The sequence below is a fragment of the Streptomyces spectabilis genome (genome assembly GCF_008704795.1).
Classification (GTDB): Bacteria; Actinomycetota; Actinomycetes; order Streptomycetales; family Streptomycetaceae; genus Streptomyces; species Streptomyces spectabilis.
This window is the reverse complement of record NZ_CP023690.1, coordinates 5054773-5072759: the sequence shown is the minus strand read 5'-3', so window position 1 is coordinate 5072759 and position 17987 is coordinate 5054773. Positions and strand designations below refer to the sequence as shown.

Below are 17987 nucleotides of genomic sequence, written 5' to 3'. Positions count from 1 at the left end.
GACTCCCTTACGGAGAGGCGGAAACGCCCCGTTTGCGGGTACTCATGTCCGCATGAGGCTTCTCGTGCGCGACCGTCTGTTCGGCATCGGCGACGACTACTGGATCGAGGACGACCGGGGAGGCAAGGTCTTCCTCGTCGACGGCAAGGCCATGCGGCTGCGGGACACCTTCGAGCTGAAGGACCCGCAGGGGCGGGTGCTCATCGACATCCACGCCAAGATGCTCGCCCTGCGCGACACGATGGTGATCGAGCGCGAGGGCGAGCCACTGGCCAGGGTGAAGCGCAAACGGCTCTCGCTGCTGCGCAACCACTACCGCGTGGAGCTGGCCGACGGCAGCACCACGCTCGACGTCAGCGGCAAGATCCTCGACCGCGAGTTCGCGATCGAGTACGAGGGGGAGCTGCTCGCGGACATCTCCCGCCGCTGGTTCAGCGTCCGGGACACCTACGGCCTCCACATCGCCCGCGACGACGCGGACCCGGCCCTGTTGGTCGCGATCGCGGTCTGCGTGATCCGCTTGGCAGAAAAGGAGCGTGGCGCGGACTGAGCGCTTCGCCTGCGGGTCGTCCGTGGCTGGTCGCGCAGTTCCCCGCGCCCCTTCGGGGCGCCGCCCAGCCGTCAAAGGCGGGGCGCGGCCACGCCCATCCGTCGGTCCTTCAGTGCGGGGAACTGCTCCCGGGTCTCGGCGACCTTCGCCAGGTCGAGATCCACGGTGAGCACCTCGGCCGAAGAGGGCCCCGCCTCGGCGAGCACCTCGCCCCAGGGGTCGACCACGACACTGGCCCCCGCCTGCTCCACCCCCGCGTGCGCCCCCGCGGTCCCGCACGCGAGCACGAACACCTGGTCCTCCACGGCCCGCGCCCGCGCGAACAACGACCAGTGCGCGCGCCGCCGCGCGGGCCACCCCGCGGGCACCACGAAGACCTCGGCGCCCGCGTCCACGAGCCCCCGGAAGAGCTCGGGGAAGCGCAGGTCGTAGCAGGTGGCGAGGCCGAGCACGGCCTCGGGCGTCCGGACGGTGACCAGCTCGTCGCCCGCGCCCATCAGGACGGCCTCGCCCTTGTCGAAGCCGAAGCGGTGGATCTTCCGATAGGCGCCGGCCAGCTCACCGGCAGGCGAGAAGACGAGGGAGGTGTTGTAGAGGGGGCCATCTGGGTCACGCTCGGGGATGGAGCCCGCGTGCAGCCACACGCCCGCGTCCCGCGCGGCCGCGGCCATCGCCTCGTACGTCGGTCCCTCCAGCGGCTCCGCCTCCGCGGCGAACGCCTCGTACCCGAAGGCCCCGGTCGTCCACAGCTCCGGCAGCACGATCAGGCCGGAACCCTCCCGCTCGGCGACCTCGCGCACCAGCGAAGAGACCCGCTGCCGCCGGGACTTGACTGATTCGTCATCCTCTACGGCGATCTGGAGGAGAGAGGCGCGCACAGTACCACCGTCCTGGCATTCGAACCGTCAAGTAGGCCTACGATCGTCACACGAAAGCACTGCCGGGGTGCCCACGGGCAGCGTAACTTAAAGCCCAAGACACCCACCGCCCGCGTACGACCGCCGAGGGGTCCCGTGAGTCTCCATCCCAGCCTGCAAACCTACGCCGATGCCTGGGCGCACGCCGTGGAAGCGATATCCGAGCTGGTGACCCCGCTCGCCGAGGGCGAGTGGAACCAGCCAACCCCGTGCCCGGGCTGGTCCGTCCGGGACATCGTCTCGCACGTCATCGGCCTGGACTGCGAGATGCTGGGCGACCCGCGCCCGATCCACACGCTGCCGCGGGACCTGTACCACGTGAAGACCGAGGGCCAGCGGTACATGGAGATGCAGGTGGACGTCCGCCGCCACCACACGGCACCGGAGATGACCTCCGAGCTGGAGTACACGATCATCCGCCGCAACCGCCAGATCCGGAACGAGTCGCGGTCCCCGGAGACCCTGGTGCGCGGCCCCCTCAGCACCGAGCAGACCCTCGAACTCGCCATGCGGCTGCGGGCCTTCGACGTATGGGTGCACGAGCAGGACCTGCGGGTGACCCTGGGCCGGCCGGGGAACCTCGACTCGCCGGGCGCGTACGTCGCCCGCGACCTGATGCTGTACGGCCTTCCGAAGGTCGTCGCCAAGAAGGCGGGCGCCCCCGCGAACTCCGCCGTCGTCTTCGACGTGAGCGGCCCGGTGGAGTTCCTGCGTACGGTCCGCGTGGACGCGGAGGGCAGGGGCACCGTCGACAACACGCCCTCGCTCGGCCCGCTCGTCACCATCGCCACGGACTGGGAGACGTACTCCCGCCTCGCCTGCGGGCGCGTGCCGTACACGGCGGTCGGCGACCGGGTGAAGGTCGAGGGCGACCACGACCTCGGCGAAGCGATACTGGCGGAGTTCGCCGTCACCCCCTGACCCACGGTCCCGACGCGGCGCGGGAGGGGGCGAGCCCCCTCCCACCGCTTCACGCGGCGGGCACGTGCACCGTCTCCACCCGGCTGGCGACGAGCCGCTCCCGCTCCCGCCGCGCCGCGCGCCCCCGCAGCCGCAGGATCTGGCTCACGCCGAGCGCCTGGAGGACGAAGACGGAGGCGAACGCGATCCGGTAGTCGTCGCCCGTGGCGTCGAGCAGGACGCCGACCGCGAGCAGCGTGGTCATGGAGGCGACGAAGCCGCCCATGTTGGTGATGCCCGACGCCGTGCCCTGCCGCTCCGGCGGGTTCGCGGGGCGCGCGAAGTCGAAGCCGATCATCGACGCGGGGCCGCACGCCCCGAGCACCGCGCACAACACCACGAGCAGCCACATCGGCGCGTGCTCGCCGGGGTACGCGAGGACGCCCGCCCAGACGAGCGCGGTCGCGGCCACCGTGCCGAGCGCCAGCGGGAGCCGCGCCGCGTGGTGCCGGGCCACGACCTGGCCGTAGACCAGGCCGACCACCATGTTCGACAGGACGACGAGGGTCAGCAGGTCGCCCGCCGCGGCCCGGCTCAGGCCCTGGGCCTCGACCAGGAACGGCAGGCCCCACAGGAGCAGGAACACCATCGCCGGGAACTGCGTGGTGAAGTGCACCCACAGGCCGAGCCGGGTGCCGGGTTCCCGCCAGGAGCGCGCGATCTGCTCGCGCACGAAGCCGGGGCCCGCCGTGTCCCGGGCGGGCGGCGCGGGCGGCTCGTGGCCCTCCGGGTGGTCCTTCAGGAACAGCGTCATGAGGACGAGGACGACGACTCCGGCGAGCGCGCTGCCCGCGAACGCCGTGGTCCAGCCGACGTCGTGCAGGAGCCGGGCCAGGACGAGCGTCGAGACCAGGTTGCCCGCCATGCCCACCAGGCCCGCGAGCTGCGCCACCAGGGGCCCGCGCCGGGCCGGGAACCAGCGGGTGCCGAGCCGCAGCACGCTGATGAACGTCATCGCGTCGCCGCAGCCGAGCAGCGCGCGGGCCGCGAGCGCCGTCCCGTACGAGGGCGCGAGCGCGAAGCCGAGCTGGCCCGCGGTGAACAGGACCGCGCCGAGCGTGAGGACCTTCTTCGTGCCGAGCCGGTCGACCATCAGGCCGACGGGTATCTGCATGCCCGCGTACACGAGGAGCTGGAGGATCGAGAACGTCGACAGGGCCGACGCGTTGACGTGGAAGCGGTCGGCGGCGTCCAGGCCCGCGACGCCCAGCGACGTGCGGAAGGTGACGGCGACGAAGTAGACGGCGACACCGACGGACCACACGAACACGGCCCGCCGCCCGCCCGGCGGGTCCCCGGGCAGCCGCCCGGCCCCGGCCCCGGTGGCGCTCATCGCGTGGCCCCCCTGGCCAGGTTCTGGAACCAGCCGACGTGCCGGGTGACGACCGCCACCGCGGCCTCCGCGTCGTTCGCCGTCAGGGCGGCCAGGATCTCCTCGTGCTCGGCCAGGGTCTTCGCGATGCGGTCGGGGTGGGAGTGCATCACCGCGACGCCCATCCGCAGCTGGCGGTCGCGCAGCTGGTCGTACAGGCGCGCCAGGATCTCGTTGCCCCCGCTGCGGACGATCGTGGCGTGGAAGCAGCGGTCCGTGGTGGCCGCCCCCGCGAGGTCGCCCGCGGCGGCCTGCGCCCGCTGCTTCTCCAGGAGCTCGGCGAGCCGGTCGAGCAGGCCCGGCGGCGCGGGCACCGCCTTGCGCACCGAGTGGGTCTCCACCAGGAGCCGGGTCTCGACGACGTCCGCGATCTCCTGCGCGGAGACGGGCAGGACGAGCGCGCCCTTCTTCGGGTAGAGCCGGAGCAACCCCTCCACCTCCAGCTTCAGGAGCGCCTCGCGCACCGGGGTGCGGGACACCCCCACGGCCTCGGCCAGTTCGCCCTCGGTCAGGAGCGTGCCGCCCTCGTAGCGCCGCTCCAGGACGGCCCGCTTCACATGCGCGTAGACGCGCTCGGCGGCGGGGGGCTGTTTCCCCGAGGAAGTGGTGGTCGTGGCGGGGTCGGACGTCGCGAGGGCGGGGGGAGCGGCGGGCGCGGTCGGCATGCGCACAGCATAGATACAACACGTATGCGAGGGATCTTGCGTCCACGATCCGGACGGCGCTCTCGCACGTACGTGACCATGCGACAACTTTCGGGTCACTTTTTCCGTCGTCCGTGCATCCTTCGTGCCCCCTCGCGAGTCTTGTCCGTGGCGGCTCCCCCATGTCGTCTGTAATTCGGGGGGATTTGAGGCGCGGGCCGCCCAACACACATATCAGGGACAATGGAGCGTTTACCTTGAGAATCCGGACAACAGGCATGCGCCGGGCATCGGCCGCCGCCGTCGTCACGGCCGGAGCCGTCCTGACGACGACGGTCATCACGGCCCCCGCCGCGCAGGCCGCCGCGCCGCCCAAGCCGTCGATCTCGGCCAAGGGCGGCTTCCTCATGAACAGCGCGACGGGCAAGACGCTGTTCACGAAGGGCGCCGACTCCCGCCTCAAGACGGGGTCCACCACCAAGATCGCGACCGCCCTCACGGTCCTCAACCAGCCGAACCTGAACCTGAACCGCAAGGTCAAGTACCAGAAGGCGTACAGCGACTACATCGTCCGCAACGGCGCCTCCTCGGCCAAGGGCCTCATCGTCGGCGACACGGCCACGGTCCGCGAGCTGCTGTACGGCCTGATGCTGCCGTCCGGCTGCGACGCCGCCTACGCCCTCGCCGACACCTACGGCAAGGGCTCCTCGCGCGGAGCCCGCGTGAAGTCCTTCATCGGCAAGATGAACAAGACCGCGCGCGACCTCGGCCTGCGCAACACGCACTTCGACTCGTTCGACGGCATAAGCAATGGTGCGAACTACTCCTCGCCGCGCGACCTCACCAAGCTGACGGTCAAGGCGATGAAGAACTCGCTCTTCCGCACCGTCGTGAAGACCAAGGGCTACAAGGCCAAGCCCAAGATGCCCAACGGCGGCACCCGCGGGATGCCGGTCTGGGGCAACACCAACCAGCTGCTCGGCACCTACCGCGGCGCCATCGGCGTGAAGACGGGCTCCGGCGCCCAGGCCAAGTTCAACCTGGTCTTCGCCGCGACCCGCAACGGCAAGACGGTCGTCGGCACCGTCCTGACCGCGCCGACGAAGGAAGCGCGCTACAAGGACGCCAAGAAGATCATGGACTACGGCTTCCGCGTCGCGTAACTCCCTTGAGGTCTACGGAGAAGGGGCCCGCCGCACCCGCGGCGGGCCCCTTCTCGCGTACGCGTGCGACTACGCCCAGGTCATAAGGCGCTTCGGCTGCTCCAGGATCGCCGCCACGTCACCGAGCACCTTCGAGCCCAGCTCCCCGTCCACCAGGCGGTGGTCGAAGGAGAGGCCGAGGGTGGTCACCTGGCGCGGCTTGACCTTGCCCTTGTGGACCCACGGCTGGAGCTTGATCGCGCCGACCGCGAGGATCGCGGACTCTCCGGGGTTCAGGATGGGCGTGCCCGTGTCGATGCCGAAGACGCCGATGTTCGTGATCGTCACCGTGCCGCCCTGCATGGCGCCGGGCGACGTCCTGCCCTCGCGCGCCGTGGACACCAGGTCGCCGAGCGCACCGGCGAGCTCGGGCAGGGTCTTGGCGTGCGCGTCCTTGATGTTCGGCACGATCAGACCGCGCGGGGTCGCCGCGGCGATGCCCAGGTTCACATAGTGCTTCTGCACGATCTCCTGGTTCGCCTCGTCCCAGGCGGCGTTCACGCCCGGGTTGCGGCGGATGGCCACCAGGAGCGCCTTGGAGATCAGCAGGAGCGGATTCACCCGCAGGCCCTCGAAGGCCCGGTCCTGCTTCAGCTCCTCGACGAGCTTCATCGTGCGCGTCACGTCCACCGTCACGAACTCCGTGACGTGCGGCGCCGTGAACGCCGAGGCGACCATCGCCTGCGCGGTCGCCTTGCGGACCCCCTTGACCGGAACGCGGGTCTCGCGCGCGTCACCGGCCACGGCCGCCACCGGCTCCTGGACCGGCGCCGGCGCCGGGGCCGCGGGCGCGGGGGCGGGAGCCACCGCCGCGTGCACGTCCTCACGGGTGATGATGCCGTCCGGGCCCGTCGGCGTGACCGCGGCCAGGTCCACGCCCAGGTCCTTGGCGAGCTTGCGCACCGGCGGCTTGGCCAGCGGCCGGGCGCCGGTGGTCGCGGGGGCCGGGGGGGCCGGGGGGGCCTCCGGGACCGGCGGCGCGCTGTGGCCGTTCAGCTCGGCCTGCACCGCGGCCGCGGCGAGCGACGCCTCGGCCTGGCCCGGGACGGGCTTGCGCGCGCGCCGCTTGGTGGAGGACTCCGCCACGCCGTACCCGACGAGGACCGGCTGGCGTCCGGACGGGGCCGCGGGCTCCGCCGACGGCTCGGGCTCCGGCGCGGCGGCGGGCGCGGGCGGCGCCGCCTCGGGCGCGGGCGCCGCGCCCCCGGACACGTCCACGGTGATGATCACCTGGCCGACGTCCACGGTCGTGCCCTCCGCGAACCGGAGCTCACGGACCGTGCCGTCGAAGGGGATCGGCAGCTCGACGGCCGCCTTGGCCGTCTCCACCTCGCACACGACCTGGCCGTCGGTGACGGTGTCGCCCGCGGCCACGTACCACTTGAGGATCTCCGCCTCGGTGAGTCCCTCGCCCACGTCGGGCATCTTGAACTCGCGGACGGCCGCCGTGGTGTCAGTCATTGTCGTCACGACCTCTTCCCTCAGTACGCAAGCGAGCGGTCGACGGCGTCGAGCACCCGGTCGAGGCCCGGCAGATAGTCCTCTTCCACCCGCGCGGGCGGATACGGGGAGTGGAAACCGCCGACCCGCAGGACGGGCGCCTCCAGGTGGTAGAAGCTGCGCTCGGTGATGCGCGCGGCGATCTCCGCGCCCGCGCCGAAGAACACCGGCGCCTCGTGCACGACGATCAGCCGGCCGGTCTTCTCGGCCGAGGCCTGCACCGTGTCGAAGTCGATCGGCGAGATGGAGCGCAGGTCGACGACCTCCAGGGACTTGCCCTCCTCCGCGGCGGCCGCGGCGGCCTCCAGACAGGTGCGCACCATCGGGCCGTACGCCACGAGCGTCGCGTCCGTGCCCTCGCGGGCCACGCTCGCCTTGTGCAGCGGGTCCGGGATGGCGTCGGTGTTGACCTCGCCCTTCTCCCAGTAGCGCCGCTTGGGCTCGAAGAAGATGACGGGGTCGTCGCTCTGGATGGCCTGCTGGAGCATCCAGTACGCGTCCGACGAATTCGAGGGCGAGACCACCTTCAGGCCCGCGACGTGCGCGAACAGCGCCTCCGGGGACTCGCTGTGGTGCTCGACGGCGCCGATGCCGCCGCCGTACGGAATGCGGATGACGACCGGCACCTTGATCTTGCCGAGCGAGCGCGCGTACATCTTCGCGAGCTGCGTGACGATCTGGTCGTACGCGGGGAAGACGAAGCCGTCGAACTGGATCTCCGCCACCGGGCGGTAGCCGCGCAGGGCCAGGCCGATGGCCGTGCCGATGATGCCGGACTCGGCGAGCGGCGTGTCGATGACGCGGTCGTCGCCGAAGTCCTTCTGGAGTCCGTCGGTGACCCGGAAGACACCGCCGAGCTTGCCGACGTCCTCGCCCATCACGACGACCTTGGGGTCGGCCTCGAGGGCCGTGCGCAGGGATTCGTTGATCGCCTTGGCGACCGGCAACTTCTTCACGGCCATAACTACTTGACCTCCCCGCCGGTGGCGGCGTCCGCAGGAGCGTCCGCGAACGACGCTTGGTAGGCGGCGAACTCGGCCCGCTCCTCGTCCACGAGGGCGTGCCCGTCCGCATAGATGTTCTCGAAGATGGACATCGGCTCCGGGTCGGGCATCGACCGCACCACTTCCCGCACCCGCTTGCCCAACGTCTCGCTCTCCGCGTCGAGTTCCGCGAAGAACGCCTCGTCGGCGTGGCCCTCGGCCTCCAGATACGCGCGCAGGCGCTTGATCGGGTCCTTGGCCTCCCACGCCTCGCGCTCCTCGTCGCGGCGGTAGCGCGACGGGTCGTCGGAGGTGGTGTGGGCGCCCATGCGGTACGTGAACGCCTCGACGAGGGAGGGGCCCTCGCCCGTGCGGGCCCGCTCCAGGGCCCACTTGGAGACCGCGAGGCACGCGAGCACGTCGTTGCCGTCGACGCGCACGCCTGGGAAGCCGTAGCCCTGCGCGCGCTGGTACAGCGGTACGCGGCTCTGCTTCTCGGTCGGCTCGGAGATCGCCCACTGGTTGTTCTGGCAGAAGAACACCACGGGGGAGTTGTAGACCGCCGCGAACGTGAAGGCCTCCGCCACGTCGCCCTGGCTGGTGGCGCCGTCGCCGAGGTACGCGACGACCGCGCTGTCCGCGCCGTCCTTGGCGATGCCCATCGCATAGCCCGTCGCGTGCAGCGTCTGGGAACCGATCACGATCGTGTACAGGTGGAAGTTGTTGCTGTTGGGGTCCCAGCCGCCGTTGTTCACGCCGCGGAACATGCCGAGCAGCAGCGTCGGGTCGACGCCCCGGCACCAGGCGACGCCGTGCTCGCGGTAGGTGGGGAAGACGTAGTCGTCCTCGCGGGTCGCGCGGCCCGAGCCGACCTGCGCCGCCTCCTGGCCGAGCAGCGAGGGCCACAGGCCCAGCTCGCCCTGGCGCTGCAGGGTCACGGCCTCGGCGTCGAAGCGGCGGGTCATCACCATGTCCCGGTACAGAACGCGCAGGTCCTCGGGGGTCACGTCCGCGACGTACTTGTCGTACTCGGGACTCTCGACCCGCTCGCCCTCGGGCGTCAGCAGTTGTACGAGCTCGGGCTGAGCGCCGGCGCCCGCGTCCTTCGCGGGCTTCTTCGCGCTCGCGCTCTTCTTCGCACTGGCGCCGGCGCTCTTCGCGCTCGCACTGGTGCGCTTGCCGCCGCTGCTCGCGCGGCGCGGCGTACGCGCGGCGGTGCTTTCCACGGTCACGTGTGCTCCTCCGTCGGTCCGGCCCCCGGGGTCCACCGGCAGGCCAGTACGGCTCGCCCGATTCCAGCCCGTCGCACGGGGTGGGTGCGGCTCAGCGGGATTAGGCGTGACAGTCGTCCCGGCGAGCGCCCTTCTCCAAGCACGTTACCCAGTACGTACCAAAACTGTGAAACCCCGTCTGACCTGCAATTTTGCTTGGATTTCCAAGTAAAGGCCCACTAGGAAATCCAACTAAATCGAGAAGCCGGGAAACACACGCTGGTCACGCCACTGATCACAGCCTGGCAGGGGGCCGGAACACCGGCACGTTATCTCGGCCACCCCGGGCACGGGAAGACTTGATGTGTGACACTGACACCGTGCGCGAACAAGGAAAAATCACGGTATTCCTGCTCGATGATCACGAGGTCGTGCGACGCGGAGTCCATGAGCTGCTCTCGGTGGAGTCCGACATCGAGGTGGTCGGAGAGGCGGGCACGGCCGCCGACGCCTTGGTGCGCATTCCCGCCACGCGCCCGGATGTCGCGGTGCTCGACGTCCGCCTTCCCGACGGCAGCGGCGTCGAGGTCTGCCGTGAGATCCGCTCGCAGGACGACTCCATCAAATGCCTGATGCTCACCTCGTTCGCGGACGACGAAGCCCTCTTCGACGCCATCATGGCCGGTGCCTCCGGCTATGTCCTGAAGGCCATTCGCGGAAATGAACTCCTGACCGCCGTGCGGGACGTGGCCGCGGGAAAGTCCCTGCTCGACCCGGTCGCCACGGCCCGCGTCCTGGAGCGCCTGCGCGACGGCAACGGCGCCAAGGGCGACGACCGCCTGGCCAACCTCACCGAGCAGGAGCGCAAGATCCTCGACCTGATCGGCGAGGGCCTCACCAACCGCGCCATCGGCGAGCGCCTTCACCTCGCCGAGAAGACGATCAAGAACTACGTCTCCAGCCTGCTGTCCAAGCTCGGCATGGAGCGCCGCTCGCAGGCGGCGGCGTACGTGGCGCGGATGCAGGCGGAGCGCCTTCGCTGAGCGCTCGGCAGCCTGGCCCCTGTCGATACCGCCCCGCGCCCCTTCGGGTGCTCCCGTACCCCGGGCCCCCGGGACTTACGTCCCTTGTTTACGGGGCGGGCGGCTCTTCTCCCGCCCCGCGCGCGTGCCGCACCGTAGGGACATGCCCTCCGACTCCGACCAGCAGCTCGCCTTCGCCCTGCTCCGGCGCACCGCGTACGGCCGGGTCGCGACCAGCATGCGTGCCCTGCCCTTCCTCGCGGCGGCCCGCCACATCGTGAGCGACGGGCACGTCCTGCTGCGCATGCACCGGGGCTTCGGGTACCACGACGCGTGCGTCGGGAGCGTCGTCGCGTACGGAGCGGACAACCTGGGCACGGCGGGCACCGCCGAGGGCCAGTGGACGGTCCAGCTCGTCGGCCTCTGCGAGGCCGTGCGCCCCAGCACCGCGGAACTGGCCCGCTTCGGGCCGCCCCCCGGCTATGTGGACGGCGAGCCGTACGACGCGGTGTACCTCCGCATCGAGCCCCAGAAGGCCGTGGTCCACACGCTCAGCCCCGCGGTGGACAGCGCCGTCGCCGGCGCCTTCCCCGCGGTGGGCTGAGCCGAGGTCACTCCGAGTCGGAGCCCTCGCCACCCTCCGTGTCGCCGCCGTTCCCGCCGTCGTCCGGCGGCGAGACCGGGTCGGACGGCTCGGTCGGCGGATCCGAGGGATCGGTCGGCGGGTCCGTGGGGTCCGTGGGCGGATCCGTCGGCTCGGTCGGCGGATTCGTCGGCTCCGTCGGCTTCGTCGGCTGCTGGGTCGGCTGCTGCGTGGGCCGGGTCGGCTGCTGCGGATAGCCGCTCTGCCCGCCGGTGCCGTCGCCACCGGGCTGCGTAGCGCTGTCCGGCGTCTCGTCGTCGTCCGCGCTCTTGCTCGGCTTCTTCTCCTGCGACTGCTTCGTCGAGGGCGTCTTGGAGGGACCGCCGTCCTTCTTGCCGTCGCCGTCGCCACCGGACAGCGCGAACGCGACGCCCACCGCGATCGCGATCACCGCGAGCACGGCCAGGATCCACACCTTGCCCGCACGGCCACGGCCGCCGCCGTCCCGGTGGCCGCCGTCAAAGCCGCCGTCGTCGCCGCCCGGCGGCCGCAGCATCGGGCTCGGGATCTGCTGGGTGCCGCTGTCGCCGGGGTGCGGCATCGCGGTGGTGCCCGCCATGCCCATGGCCGGAGTGTGCGCGCCCTCGTGCCCGTGGACGGCCTCCACGGGCCCGGTGTTCCAGGTCCCCGTGTGGCTGCCCTGCTCGGCGAGCATCTGGAGCCCGTACTGGATCAGGCCGCGCATCTCTTCCGCGGTCTGGAAGCGGTCGTCGGGGTCCTTGGCGAGCGAGCGCATGACGAGCCCGTCGAGCTCCGGCGGCGCCGCGTCGGACACCTCGGACGGCGGCACGGGCGTGTCCTGGACGTGCTGGTAGACCACGGACAGCGGCGTCTCACCGGTGAACGGCGGCCGCAGCGCGAGCAGTTCGTACAGCAGACAGCCCGTCGCGTACAGGTCGGACCGGTGGTCGACGGCCTTGCCGAGCGCCTGCTCGGGCGACAGGTACTGGGGCGTGCCCATGACCATGCCGGTCTGCGTCATCGTCGTGGACGCGCCGTGCAGGGCGCGCGCGATGCCGAAGTCCATCACCTTCACCGCGCCGGTGTTGGTGATGGAGACGTTCGCGGGCTTGATGTCGCGGTGCACGATGCCGTGCTGGTGCGAGTAGGCGAGCGCCTCCAGGACGCCCGACACGATGATCAGCGCCTGCTCGGGCCCGGGGGCCTCCGCGTTGATCAGCAGATCGCGGATGGTGCGGCCCTCGACCAGCTCCATCACGATGTAGGGGACGGAGGCACCGCCGACGAAGTCCTCGCCGGAGTCGTAGACCCCGACGACCGCGTGGTGGTTCAGACCGGCGACCGACTGCGCCTCGCGCGTGAAGCGGGCCTTGGACACCGGGTCCTCTGCGAGGTCGGCGCGCAGCAGCTTGACCGCGACCGTGCGCCCGAGCCGGACGTCCTCGGCGGCGAACACCTCGGCCATGCCGCCCCGGCCGAGCCGGTGGGTCAGGCGGTACCTACCGTCTCCGACAAGGCCACCGTTCCCCCACATCTCGGGCACGTCTGACATACCGCCGCCAGTCGCCTCGGGGTCGGACGGGCCCTGAGCGCGCTGCGTCTGTGCCATCAGTCCTCGCCGTCGTTCTGATCGTGGTCCGCCCGTGGAGGGCGTGTACCGGATACGTGATGGGAGCGGTACGGGGTACTCCGCCGTGCCACGCTACAGCCTTCACGCGACATGCCGGTCCGAGGCGGACCGGCCATCAAACCCGCCGGGGGCCCCTCGGGGCAAACTTGTAACGCTTACGAGACTCTTCTTGCGCGTACGGTCACGGAACGGGCACCGAGCTTGACGTGGCATCGCCCTCGGGCAGACTTGGCCAGGAATAGTGGATCGATCACCGTCTCCGGGACGTCTTCGGTCGCAACCCACAGCCACAGTCACAGCCGCGGCGCCGTCTCGCGTCCGCGCCGATGGGGGACGCACGACATGAGCCAGGACGGCGCTCAGGGCCGGTACGCGGGCAGTTCACTGGCCGGCGGCCGCTATCAGCTGCGCGATCTGCTCGGCGAGGGCGGCATGGCCTCGGTGCACCTCGCGTACGACACGGTGCTCGACCGACAGGTCGCGATCAAGACACTTCACACCGAGCTCGGCCGCGAGCAGTCCTTCCGCGAGCGCTTCCGGCGCGAGGCCCAGTCCGTGGCCAAGCTCACGCACACGAACATCGTGTCGGTCTTCGACACCGGCGAGGACGACCTCGGCGGGTCGACCATGCCGTACATCGTCATGGAGTACGTGGAGGGCAAGCCCCTCGGCTCCGTCCTGGACGCGGCGGTCCGCCAGCAGGGCGCGATGCCCACCGACCAGGCCCTGAAGATCACCGCCGATGTGCTCGCGGCCCTGGAGATCAGCCACGAGATGGGCCTGGTCCACCGCGACATCAAGCCCGGCAACGTGATGATGACGAAGCGGAACGTCGTCAAGGTCATGGACTTCGGCATCGCCCGCGCCATGCAGTCCGGCGTCACGTCGATGACGCAGACCGGCATGGTCGTCGGCACCCCGCAGTACCTGTCGCCCGAGCAGGCACTCGGCCGCGGCGTCGACGCCCGCTCCGACCTGTACTCGGTCGGCATCATGCTGTTCCAGCTCGTGACGGGCCGGCTGCCCTTCGAGGCGGACTCGCCGCTCGCCATCGCGTACGCGCACGTCCAGGAGGAGCCGGTCGCCCCGTCCTCCGTCAACCGCTCGCTGCCCCCGGCCGTCGACGCCCTCGTCGCCCGCGCGCTCAAGAAGAACCCGAACGAGCGCTTCCCGACCGCCGAGGCGATGCGCGACGAGTGCCTGCGCGTCGCGCAGTCCTTCCAGACGGCGGCCCCCAGCATCGTCCCGGGCGCCCGGACCGCCAGCGGCGCGGGCGTCGGCTCCGCCGTCTTCCCGCCGGTCGACTCGACGAACCCGCAGGCCCACGGCAGCGTCCAGACGCCGTACCACCCGGGCCCCTACGGCACCGCGACCCCGGCGCCCACCCCGCAGCCGGGGTACGGCTACCCGCAGCAGGGGTACCCGACCCCCGCGCCCACCAACGCCTACGCCCCGGCCCCGCAGGCGGCCCAGACCCCGCCCCCGTACACCCTGTCCCCCCAGGCGGCCACGGCGGCGTCGCCGAGCGGCGGCTCCGGCGGCGGCAAGCGGACCATGCCGGTCGTCATCGGCTCGATCGTCGTCGCCCTGCTCGCCATCGGCGGCGTGATCACCGCGATCTCCCTGAACGGCGACGGCGACGACGGCGGCGGCTCCAAGGAGTCGAAGAAGCCGGTCGCCGGGCACCTCGGCCCGGACCGCTCGAAGACGGTCGAGAAGACGGAGTGCACCGAGCCGGACACGGCGTACAACGACCCGGACAAGGTGAAGATGCCGAACTTCGGCTTCAAGGACTGGAGGTCGGTTCTTTCCTGCCTGCAGGCGGCAGGGTGGCAGTACGAGAAGAACTACGTCGACGAGAACACCTTCGGCGAGGACACCGTCATGCGGACCATCCCCAAGGCCGGTGACGACATCGATCCGAAGGACGTCGAGATCCAGTTCGACATCTCGACCGGCAACCCAGCCTGAGGCCTCTGGACCTGGTGGCGCCGCGAAGCCACAGAAGACTTCGCGGCGCCACCGGTCACATTCTTCTCCCCCGCTTCGTCAGTGAAGTAACAGACCTAGCGGCGCGAGAGCGGCACAGAGGAGACCAGCCATGCAGGCTCGTATGAAGAACCCGGCCTTCGTCCTTTCCGACGGGCTCAAGGGCATCGGCAGCATCATGAAGGCCATCTCCGAGAGCGGCCTCCCGCAGGAGCTCCAGGAGATCGTCGGGCTGCGGGTCAGCCAGATCAACGGGTGCAGCGCCTGCATCCACAGTCACACGGCGAACCTGGTCAAGGCCGGGACGAGCGCCGAGCGGATCGCCACGGTGGTGGCCTGGCGCGAGGCGCCGTTCTTCACGGACGCGGAGCGCGCCGCCCTGGCCCTCGCGGAGGTCTCCACGCGGCTCGCCGACCGCTCCGCCCAGGCCGTCTCCGACGAGCTGTGGGACGAGGTCGCCGACCACTTCGACGAGCGGGAGCTGTCCGCCCTGATCCTGGTCATCGGCGTGACGAACATGTTCAACCGGATCAACACCACGATTCAGGAGCCCGCGGGCCAGACGTGGGGCTGAGCCCACGGGCACGGACACGGACGAAGGGGCCGGGTACGCGGTGCGTACCCGGCCCCTTCACGTACGGGCTGGAGGTCTAGAGGTAGGGGCCTCCGCTGCGGCCCGCCACACCGCCCTCCTCGTCGTCCTCGTGACCGCCCACACCGGGCGGCAGCGCGCGGCGCATCTGCTCCAGCTGGGCCCGCGCGGCCATCTGCTGCGCGAACAGGGTCGTCTGGATCCCGTGGAAGAGGCCTTCGAGCCAGCCCACCAGCTGGGCCTGCGCGATGCGCAGCTCCGCGTCGCTCGGCGTCGTCTCGTCGGTGAACGGCAGCGACAGGCGCTCCAGTTCCTCCACGAGCTCGGGCGCGAGGCCGTCCTCCAACTCCTTCACGGAGCTGGCATGGATCTCCTTGAGGCGCACCCGGCTCGCCTCGTCCAGAGGTGCCGCGCGCACTTCTTCCAAAAGCTGCTTGATCATGCTGCCGATCCGCATGACCTTCGCCGGCTGTTCGACCATGTCCGTCACCGGGACCTCGCGGACGTCGTCGTCGCCACCGCCGCCGAGCGCCATGCCGTCCTGGCCGACAACCAGGACCTGGGGGTTCTCCGGCGACCTTTCGTTCCTCGGCATCTCCATGCCGCCATTCTCTCGCACCCGTTGCTCACACATCCGTGGTGCCCCCATTCGCCGATGATCCACCCAGGACGACATGGGAAGTTCATGGCCGAAACGCCGTGGTCTTCCCACTGTTGACAGCTGGGTACAGGCGTTCGATACTCCCGTGTCTCATACATCAGAAACAGGGGGATCAGTGTTCAAGCGCTCACAGGCCGCTGCCGGGATTGCTTGCGTAGCGAGCGCGATGGTCGTCATCGCTGCTGGCACGGCTAACGCGGCCGACAAGAGTGTGACGGTGAAGCATGGCGGCACTGCCGTGGGCTTCATGCGGCACAACGACGGTGGTGACGTCTTCCAGGTGTTCGACATTCACACCGATGGCCATGGTGTCCGTGGGAGCCTGCTCGACGTCAACCAGCGTGTACTCGCGACCCAGTACGTCGGCGGTGGCTCAGGCGACATCAAGCAGTTCACGTATGACGTCAAGGCGGGCAAGACCTACTTCATGAAGGTCTGCACTTTTGACGGTGCTGGCGACACGACGCCGATTGACTGCGAGCGAGCCGAGCTCCACGAGTAGTCACTAGGCACTCCTTACCCGTGCCGCCTCGGCATTGAAGAGACTCGACCCGCTTCTTGACAGCCCCCACCCCACGGGGGCTGTCAGGTTGCTGTCACAGAATGTAGTTTCAAGCTCACGGTCGGCGCAGGCGCAGCCCCAGGAAGCCGAGGCCGAGGCCGATCAGGACCAGGCCCGCGCCGAGCGGCAGGACGCGCAGGCCGGGGATGGGCGGCCCCGTCGCCGTACGCCGGGCGAACGGCTCGGCGGCGTCCGCGGCGGGCGGCGGCTTCGGCTCGGCGCGCCGCTCCCGGGCCGCCGGGGGCGGCAGCGGACGCCAGGCCCGCGGATCGGGCACCACGAGCGGCTCCGCCCGGCCCGGCCGGGTCCTGCCCTCGCCCGCACGGCTCCCGGCGAGCTCCACCTCGTCGTAGTACGCGGCCGAAGGGGCGGGGGACGGGTCGGCGGCGTACCCGGGGCCCGGGGCGAGCAGCACGGCCGCGAGGGCCACCGGTACGGCCGCGCGCGGGGCGCGGCACCGCCATGAAGTCACCGCACGGCTCCCTCCCGCTGCCGGGTCGCCAAGATCGCGGGCGTGCAGCAAGCGTCACACGGCACGCCCCGTCCGGCATCTCGGAGCGGCGGGGCGCCCGGCCCTTCCGGGGCCCTGCGGGGCGCCCCGCGAGGGCTACCGCACCAGCAGCACCTTCCCGATGTGCCCACTCGACTCAAGGACCTGGTGCGCGGCCCCCGCGTCCCGCATCGGCAGCGTCCGGTCCACCACCGGCCGCACCTGCCCCGCCCCGATCAGCGGCCACACGTGCTCCCGCACCGCCGCGACGATCGAGGTCTTCTCCGTGACCGGCCGGGCCCGCAGCGAGGTCGCGGTGACGGCGGCGCGCTTGCGCAGCAGCGTGGCGATGTTCAGCTCGCCCTTGACTCCCCCCTGCATGCCGATGATCGCGAGGCGGCCGCTGACCGCGAGGGAGTTCACGTTCCGCTCCAGGTACTTGGCGCCCATGATGTCCAGGATCACGTCCGCGCCCGCCCCGTCCGTGGCCCGCTGGATCTCCTCGGCGAAGTCCTGCTCGCGGTAGTCGATGAGGACGTCCGCGCCGAGGTCGCCGCAGAACGCCAGCTTCTCCTTGCTGCCCGCCGTCACCGCGACGCGCGCGCCGACGGCCTTCGCGAGCTGGATCGCCATCGTGCCGATGCCGCTGGCACCGCCGTGCACGAGGAGCGTCTCGCCGGGGCGCAGATGGGCCACCATGAAGACGTTCGACCAGACCGTGGCCGTGACCTCCGGCAGCGCGGCCGCCGTGACGAGGTCGACGCCGTCGGGCACCGGCAGGACCTGCCCCGCCGGGACGGCGACCTTCTCCGCGTAGCCGCCGCCCGCGAGCAGCGCGCACACCTCGTCGCCGACCGCCCAGCCCGCGACGCCGGGGCCGAGCGCGGCGATCCGCCCGGAGCACTCCAGACCCGGGTACGGGGACGCGCCGGGCGGCGGGTCGTAGAAGCCCTGCCGCTGGAGCAGGTCGGCACGGTTCACGGCGCTGGCGGCCACCTCGATGAGGACCTCGCCCTCAGCGGGTACGGGATCGGGGACCTCGGCCCACTGGAGCACCTCGGGCCCACCGGATTCGGGGATCGTGATCGCATGCATGCG

The 17987-nt window shown here is 71.0% G+C and carries 18 protein-coding genes; 8 read left to right on the top strand and 10 right to left on the bottom strand.

From position 1 onward, the window contains the following. Positions 1-52: 52 nt before the first annotated feature. Positions 53-550, top strand: a complete 498-nt coding sequence (locus tag CP982_RS22150; RefSeq protein ID WP_150512120.1) for an LURP-one-related/scramblase family protein — start codon at positions 53-55, stop codon at positions 548-550. 71 nt (positions 551-621) lie between these two features. Here the strand turns inward: CP982_RS22150 and CP982_RS22145 are convergent, their stop codons facing one another. Next, on the bottom strand, positions 622-1428 hold the full coding sequence (locus CP982_RS22145; RefSeq protein ID WP_150512119.1) for a carbon-nitrogen family hydrolase: 807 nt from the start codon (positions 1426-1428) through the stop codon (positions 622-624). Positions 1429-1563: 135 nt separating this feature from the next. Here CP982_RS22145 and CP982_RS22140 point away from each other — a divergent pair, with 135 nt between their 5' ends. Then, complete coding sequence (locus CP982_RS22140; RefSeq protein ID WP_150512118.1) at positions 1564-2388, top strand: maleylpyruvate isomerase family mycothiol-dependent enzyme; 825 nt, start codon at positions 1564-1566, stop codon at positions 2386-2388. Between the two features lie 49 nt (positions 2389-2437). Here the strand turns inward: CP982_RS22140 and CP982_RS22135 are convergent, their stop codons facing one another. Beyond that, a complete protein-coding gene (locus tag CP982_RS22135) occupies positions 2438-3760 on the bottom strand; it encodes an MFS transporter (protein WP_150512117.1) in 1323 nt (440 codons plus the stop codon). Then, on the bottom strand, positions 3757-4464 hold the full coding sequence (locus CP982_RS22130) for a GntR family transcriptional regulator (protein ID WP_150512116.1): 708 nt from the start codon (positions 4462-4464) through the stop codon (positions 3757-3759). The genes CP982_RS22135 and CP982_RS22130 overlap by 4 nt, the downstream gene beginning before the upstream one ends. Before the next feature lie 257 nt (positions 4465-4721). Here CP982_RS22130 and CP982_RS22125 point away from each other — a divergent pair, with 257 nt between their 5' ends. After that, positions 4722-5606, top strand: a complete 885-nt coding sequence (locus CP982_RS22125) for a D-alanyl-D-alanine carboxypeptidase family protein (RefSeq protein WP_150512115.1) — start codon at positions 4722-4724, stop codon at positions 5604-5606. A 69-nt stretch (positions 5607-5675) separates the two neighbouring features. Here the strand turns inward: CP982_RS22125 and CP982_RS22120 are convergent, their stop codons facing one another. Genes CP982_RS22120 through pdhA form a run of 3 tightly spaced genes read right to left on the bottom strand, consistent with a single transcriptional unit; the run spans position 5676 to position 9360 of the window. Further along, a complete protein-coding gene (locus CP982_RS22120; RefSeq protein WP_150512114.1) occupies positions 5676-7115 on the bottom strand; it encodes a dihydrolipoamide acetyltransferase family protein in 1440 nt (479 codons plus the stop codon). Between the two features lie 11 nt (positions 7116-7126). Further along, the gene (locus CP982_RS22115) at positions 7127-8107 is read right to left on the bottom strand and encodes an alpha-ketoacid dehydrogenase subunit beta (RefSeq protein WP_150512113.1); all 981 of its coding nucleotides are present in this window, start codon (positions 8105-8107) and stop codon (positions 7127-7129) included. A gap of 2 nt (positions 8108-8109) precedes the next feature. Next, positions 8110-9360, bottom strand: a complete 1251-nt coding sequence (gene pdhA / locus CP982_RS22110; RefSeq protein ID WP_150512112.1) for a pyruvate dehydrogenase (acetyl-transferring) E1 component subunit alpha — start codon at positions 9358-9360, stop codon at positions 8110-8112. A gap of 359 nt (positions 9361-9719) precedes the next feature. Here pdhA and CP982_RS22105 point away from each other — a divergent pair, with 359 nt between their 5' ends. Then, positions 9720-10382, top strand: a complete 663-nt coding sequence (locus CP982_RS22105; protein WP_150512111.1) for a response regulator — start codon at positions 9720-9722, stop codon at positions 10380-10382. A gap of 142 nt (positions 10383-10524) precedes the next feature. Next, a complete protein-coding gene (locus tag CP982_RS22100; RefSeq protein ID WP_150512110.1) occupies positions 10525-10965 on the top strand; it encodes a pyridoxamine 5'-phosphate oxidase family protein in 441 nt (146 codons plus the stop codon). A 7-nt stretch (positions 10966-10972) separates the two neighbouring features. On the opposite strand, the gene CP982_RS22095 is transcribed toward CP982_RS22100, so the two are convergent. Beyond that, entirely contained in the window at positions 10973-12574 is a 1602-nt protein-coding gene (locus CP982_RS22095) for a protein kinase domain-containing protein (RefSeq protein WP_150512109.1), read from the bottom strand. A 363-nt stretch (positions 12575-12937) separates the two neighbouring features. Here CP982_RS22095 and CP982_RS22090 point away from each other — a divergent pair, with 363 nt between their 5' ends. Both CP982_RS22090 and CP982_RS22085 read left to right on the top strand, forming a co-directional pair. Then, positions 12938-14566, top strand: a complete 1629-nt coding sequence (locus tag CP982_RS22090; protein ID WP_150512108.1) for a protein kinase domain-containing protein — start codon at positions 12938-12940, stop codon at positions 14564-14566. A gap of 130 nt (positions 14567-14696) precedes the next feature. Beyond that, the gene (locus CP982_RS22085) at positions 14697-15158 is read left to right on the top strand and encodes a carboxymuconolactone decarboxylase family protein (protein WP_150512107.1); all 462 of its coding nucleotides are present in this window, start codon (positions 14697-14699) and stop codon (positions 15156-15158) included. Between the two features lie 76 nt (positions 15159-15234). On the opposite strand, the gene CP982_RS22080 is transcribed toward CP982_RS22085, so the two are convergent. After that, positions 15235-15777: a bacterial proteasome activator family protein gene (locus CP982_RS22080; RefSeq protein WP_030686323.1), complete on the bottom strand. Its 543-nt coding sequence runs from the start codon at positions 15775-15777 to the stop codon at positions 15235-15237. A 175-nt stretch (positions 15778-15952) separates the two neighbouring features. Here CP982_RS22080 and CP982_RS22075 point away from each other — a divergent pair, with 175 nt between their 5' ends. Further along, on the top strand, positions 15953-16339 hold the full coding sequence (locus CP982_RS22075; RefSeq protein ID WP_150512106.1) for a hypothetical protein: 387 nt from the start codon (positions 15953-15955) through the stop codon (positions 16337-16339). 115 nt (positions 16340-16454) lie between these two features. Here the strand turns inward: CP982_RS22075 and CP982_RS22070 are convergent, their stop codons facing one another. Both CP982_RS22070 and CP982_RS22065 read right to left on the bottom strand, forming a co-directional pair. Beyond that, positions 16455-16871 (bottom strand): hypothetical protein, encoded by a 417-nt coding sequence (locus CP982_RS22070; RefSeq protein ID WP_150512105.1) that lies wholly within the window; start codon positions 16869-16871, stop codon positions 16455-16457. A 135-nt stretch (positions 16872-17006) separates the two neighbouring features. Then, a complete protein-coding gene (locus CP982_RS22065; protein WP_150512104.1) occupies positions 17007-17984 on the bottom strand; it encodes an NAD(P)H-quinone oxidoreductase in 978 nt (325 codons plus the stop codon). Positions 17985-17987 lie beyond the last annotated feature (3 nt).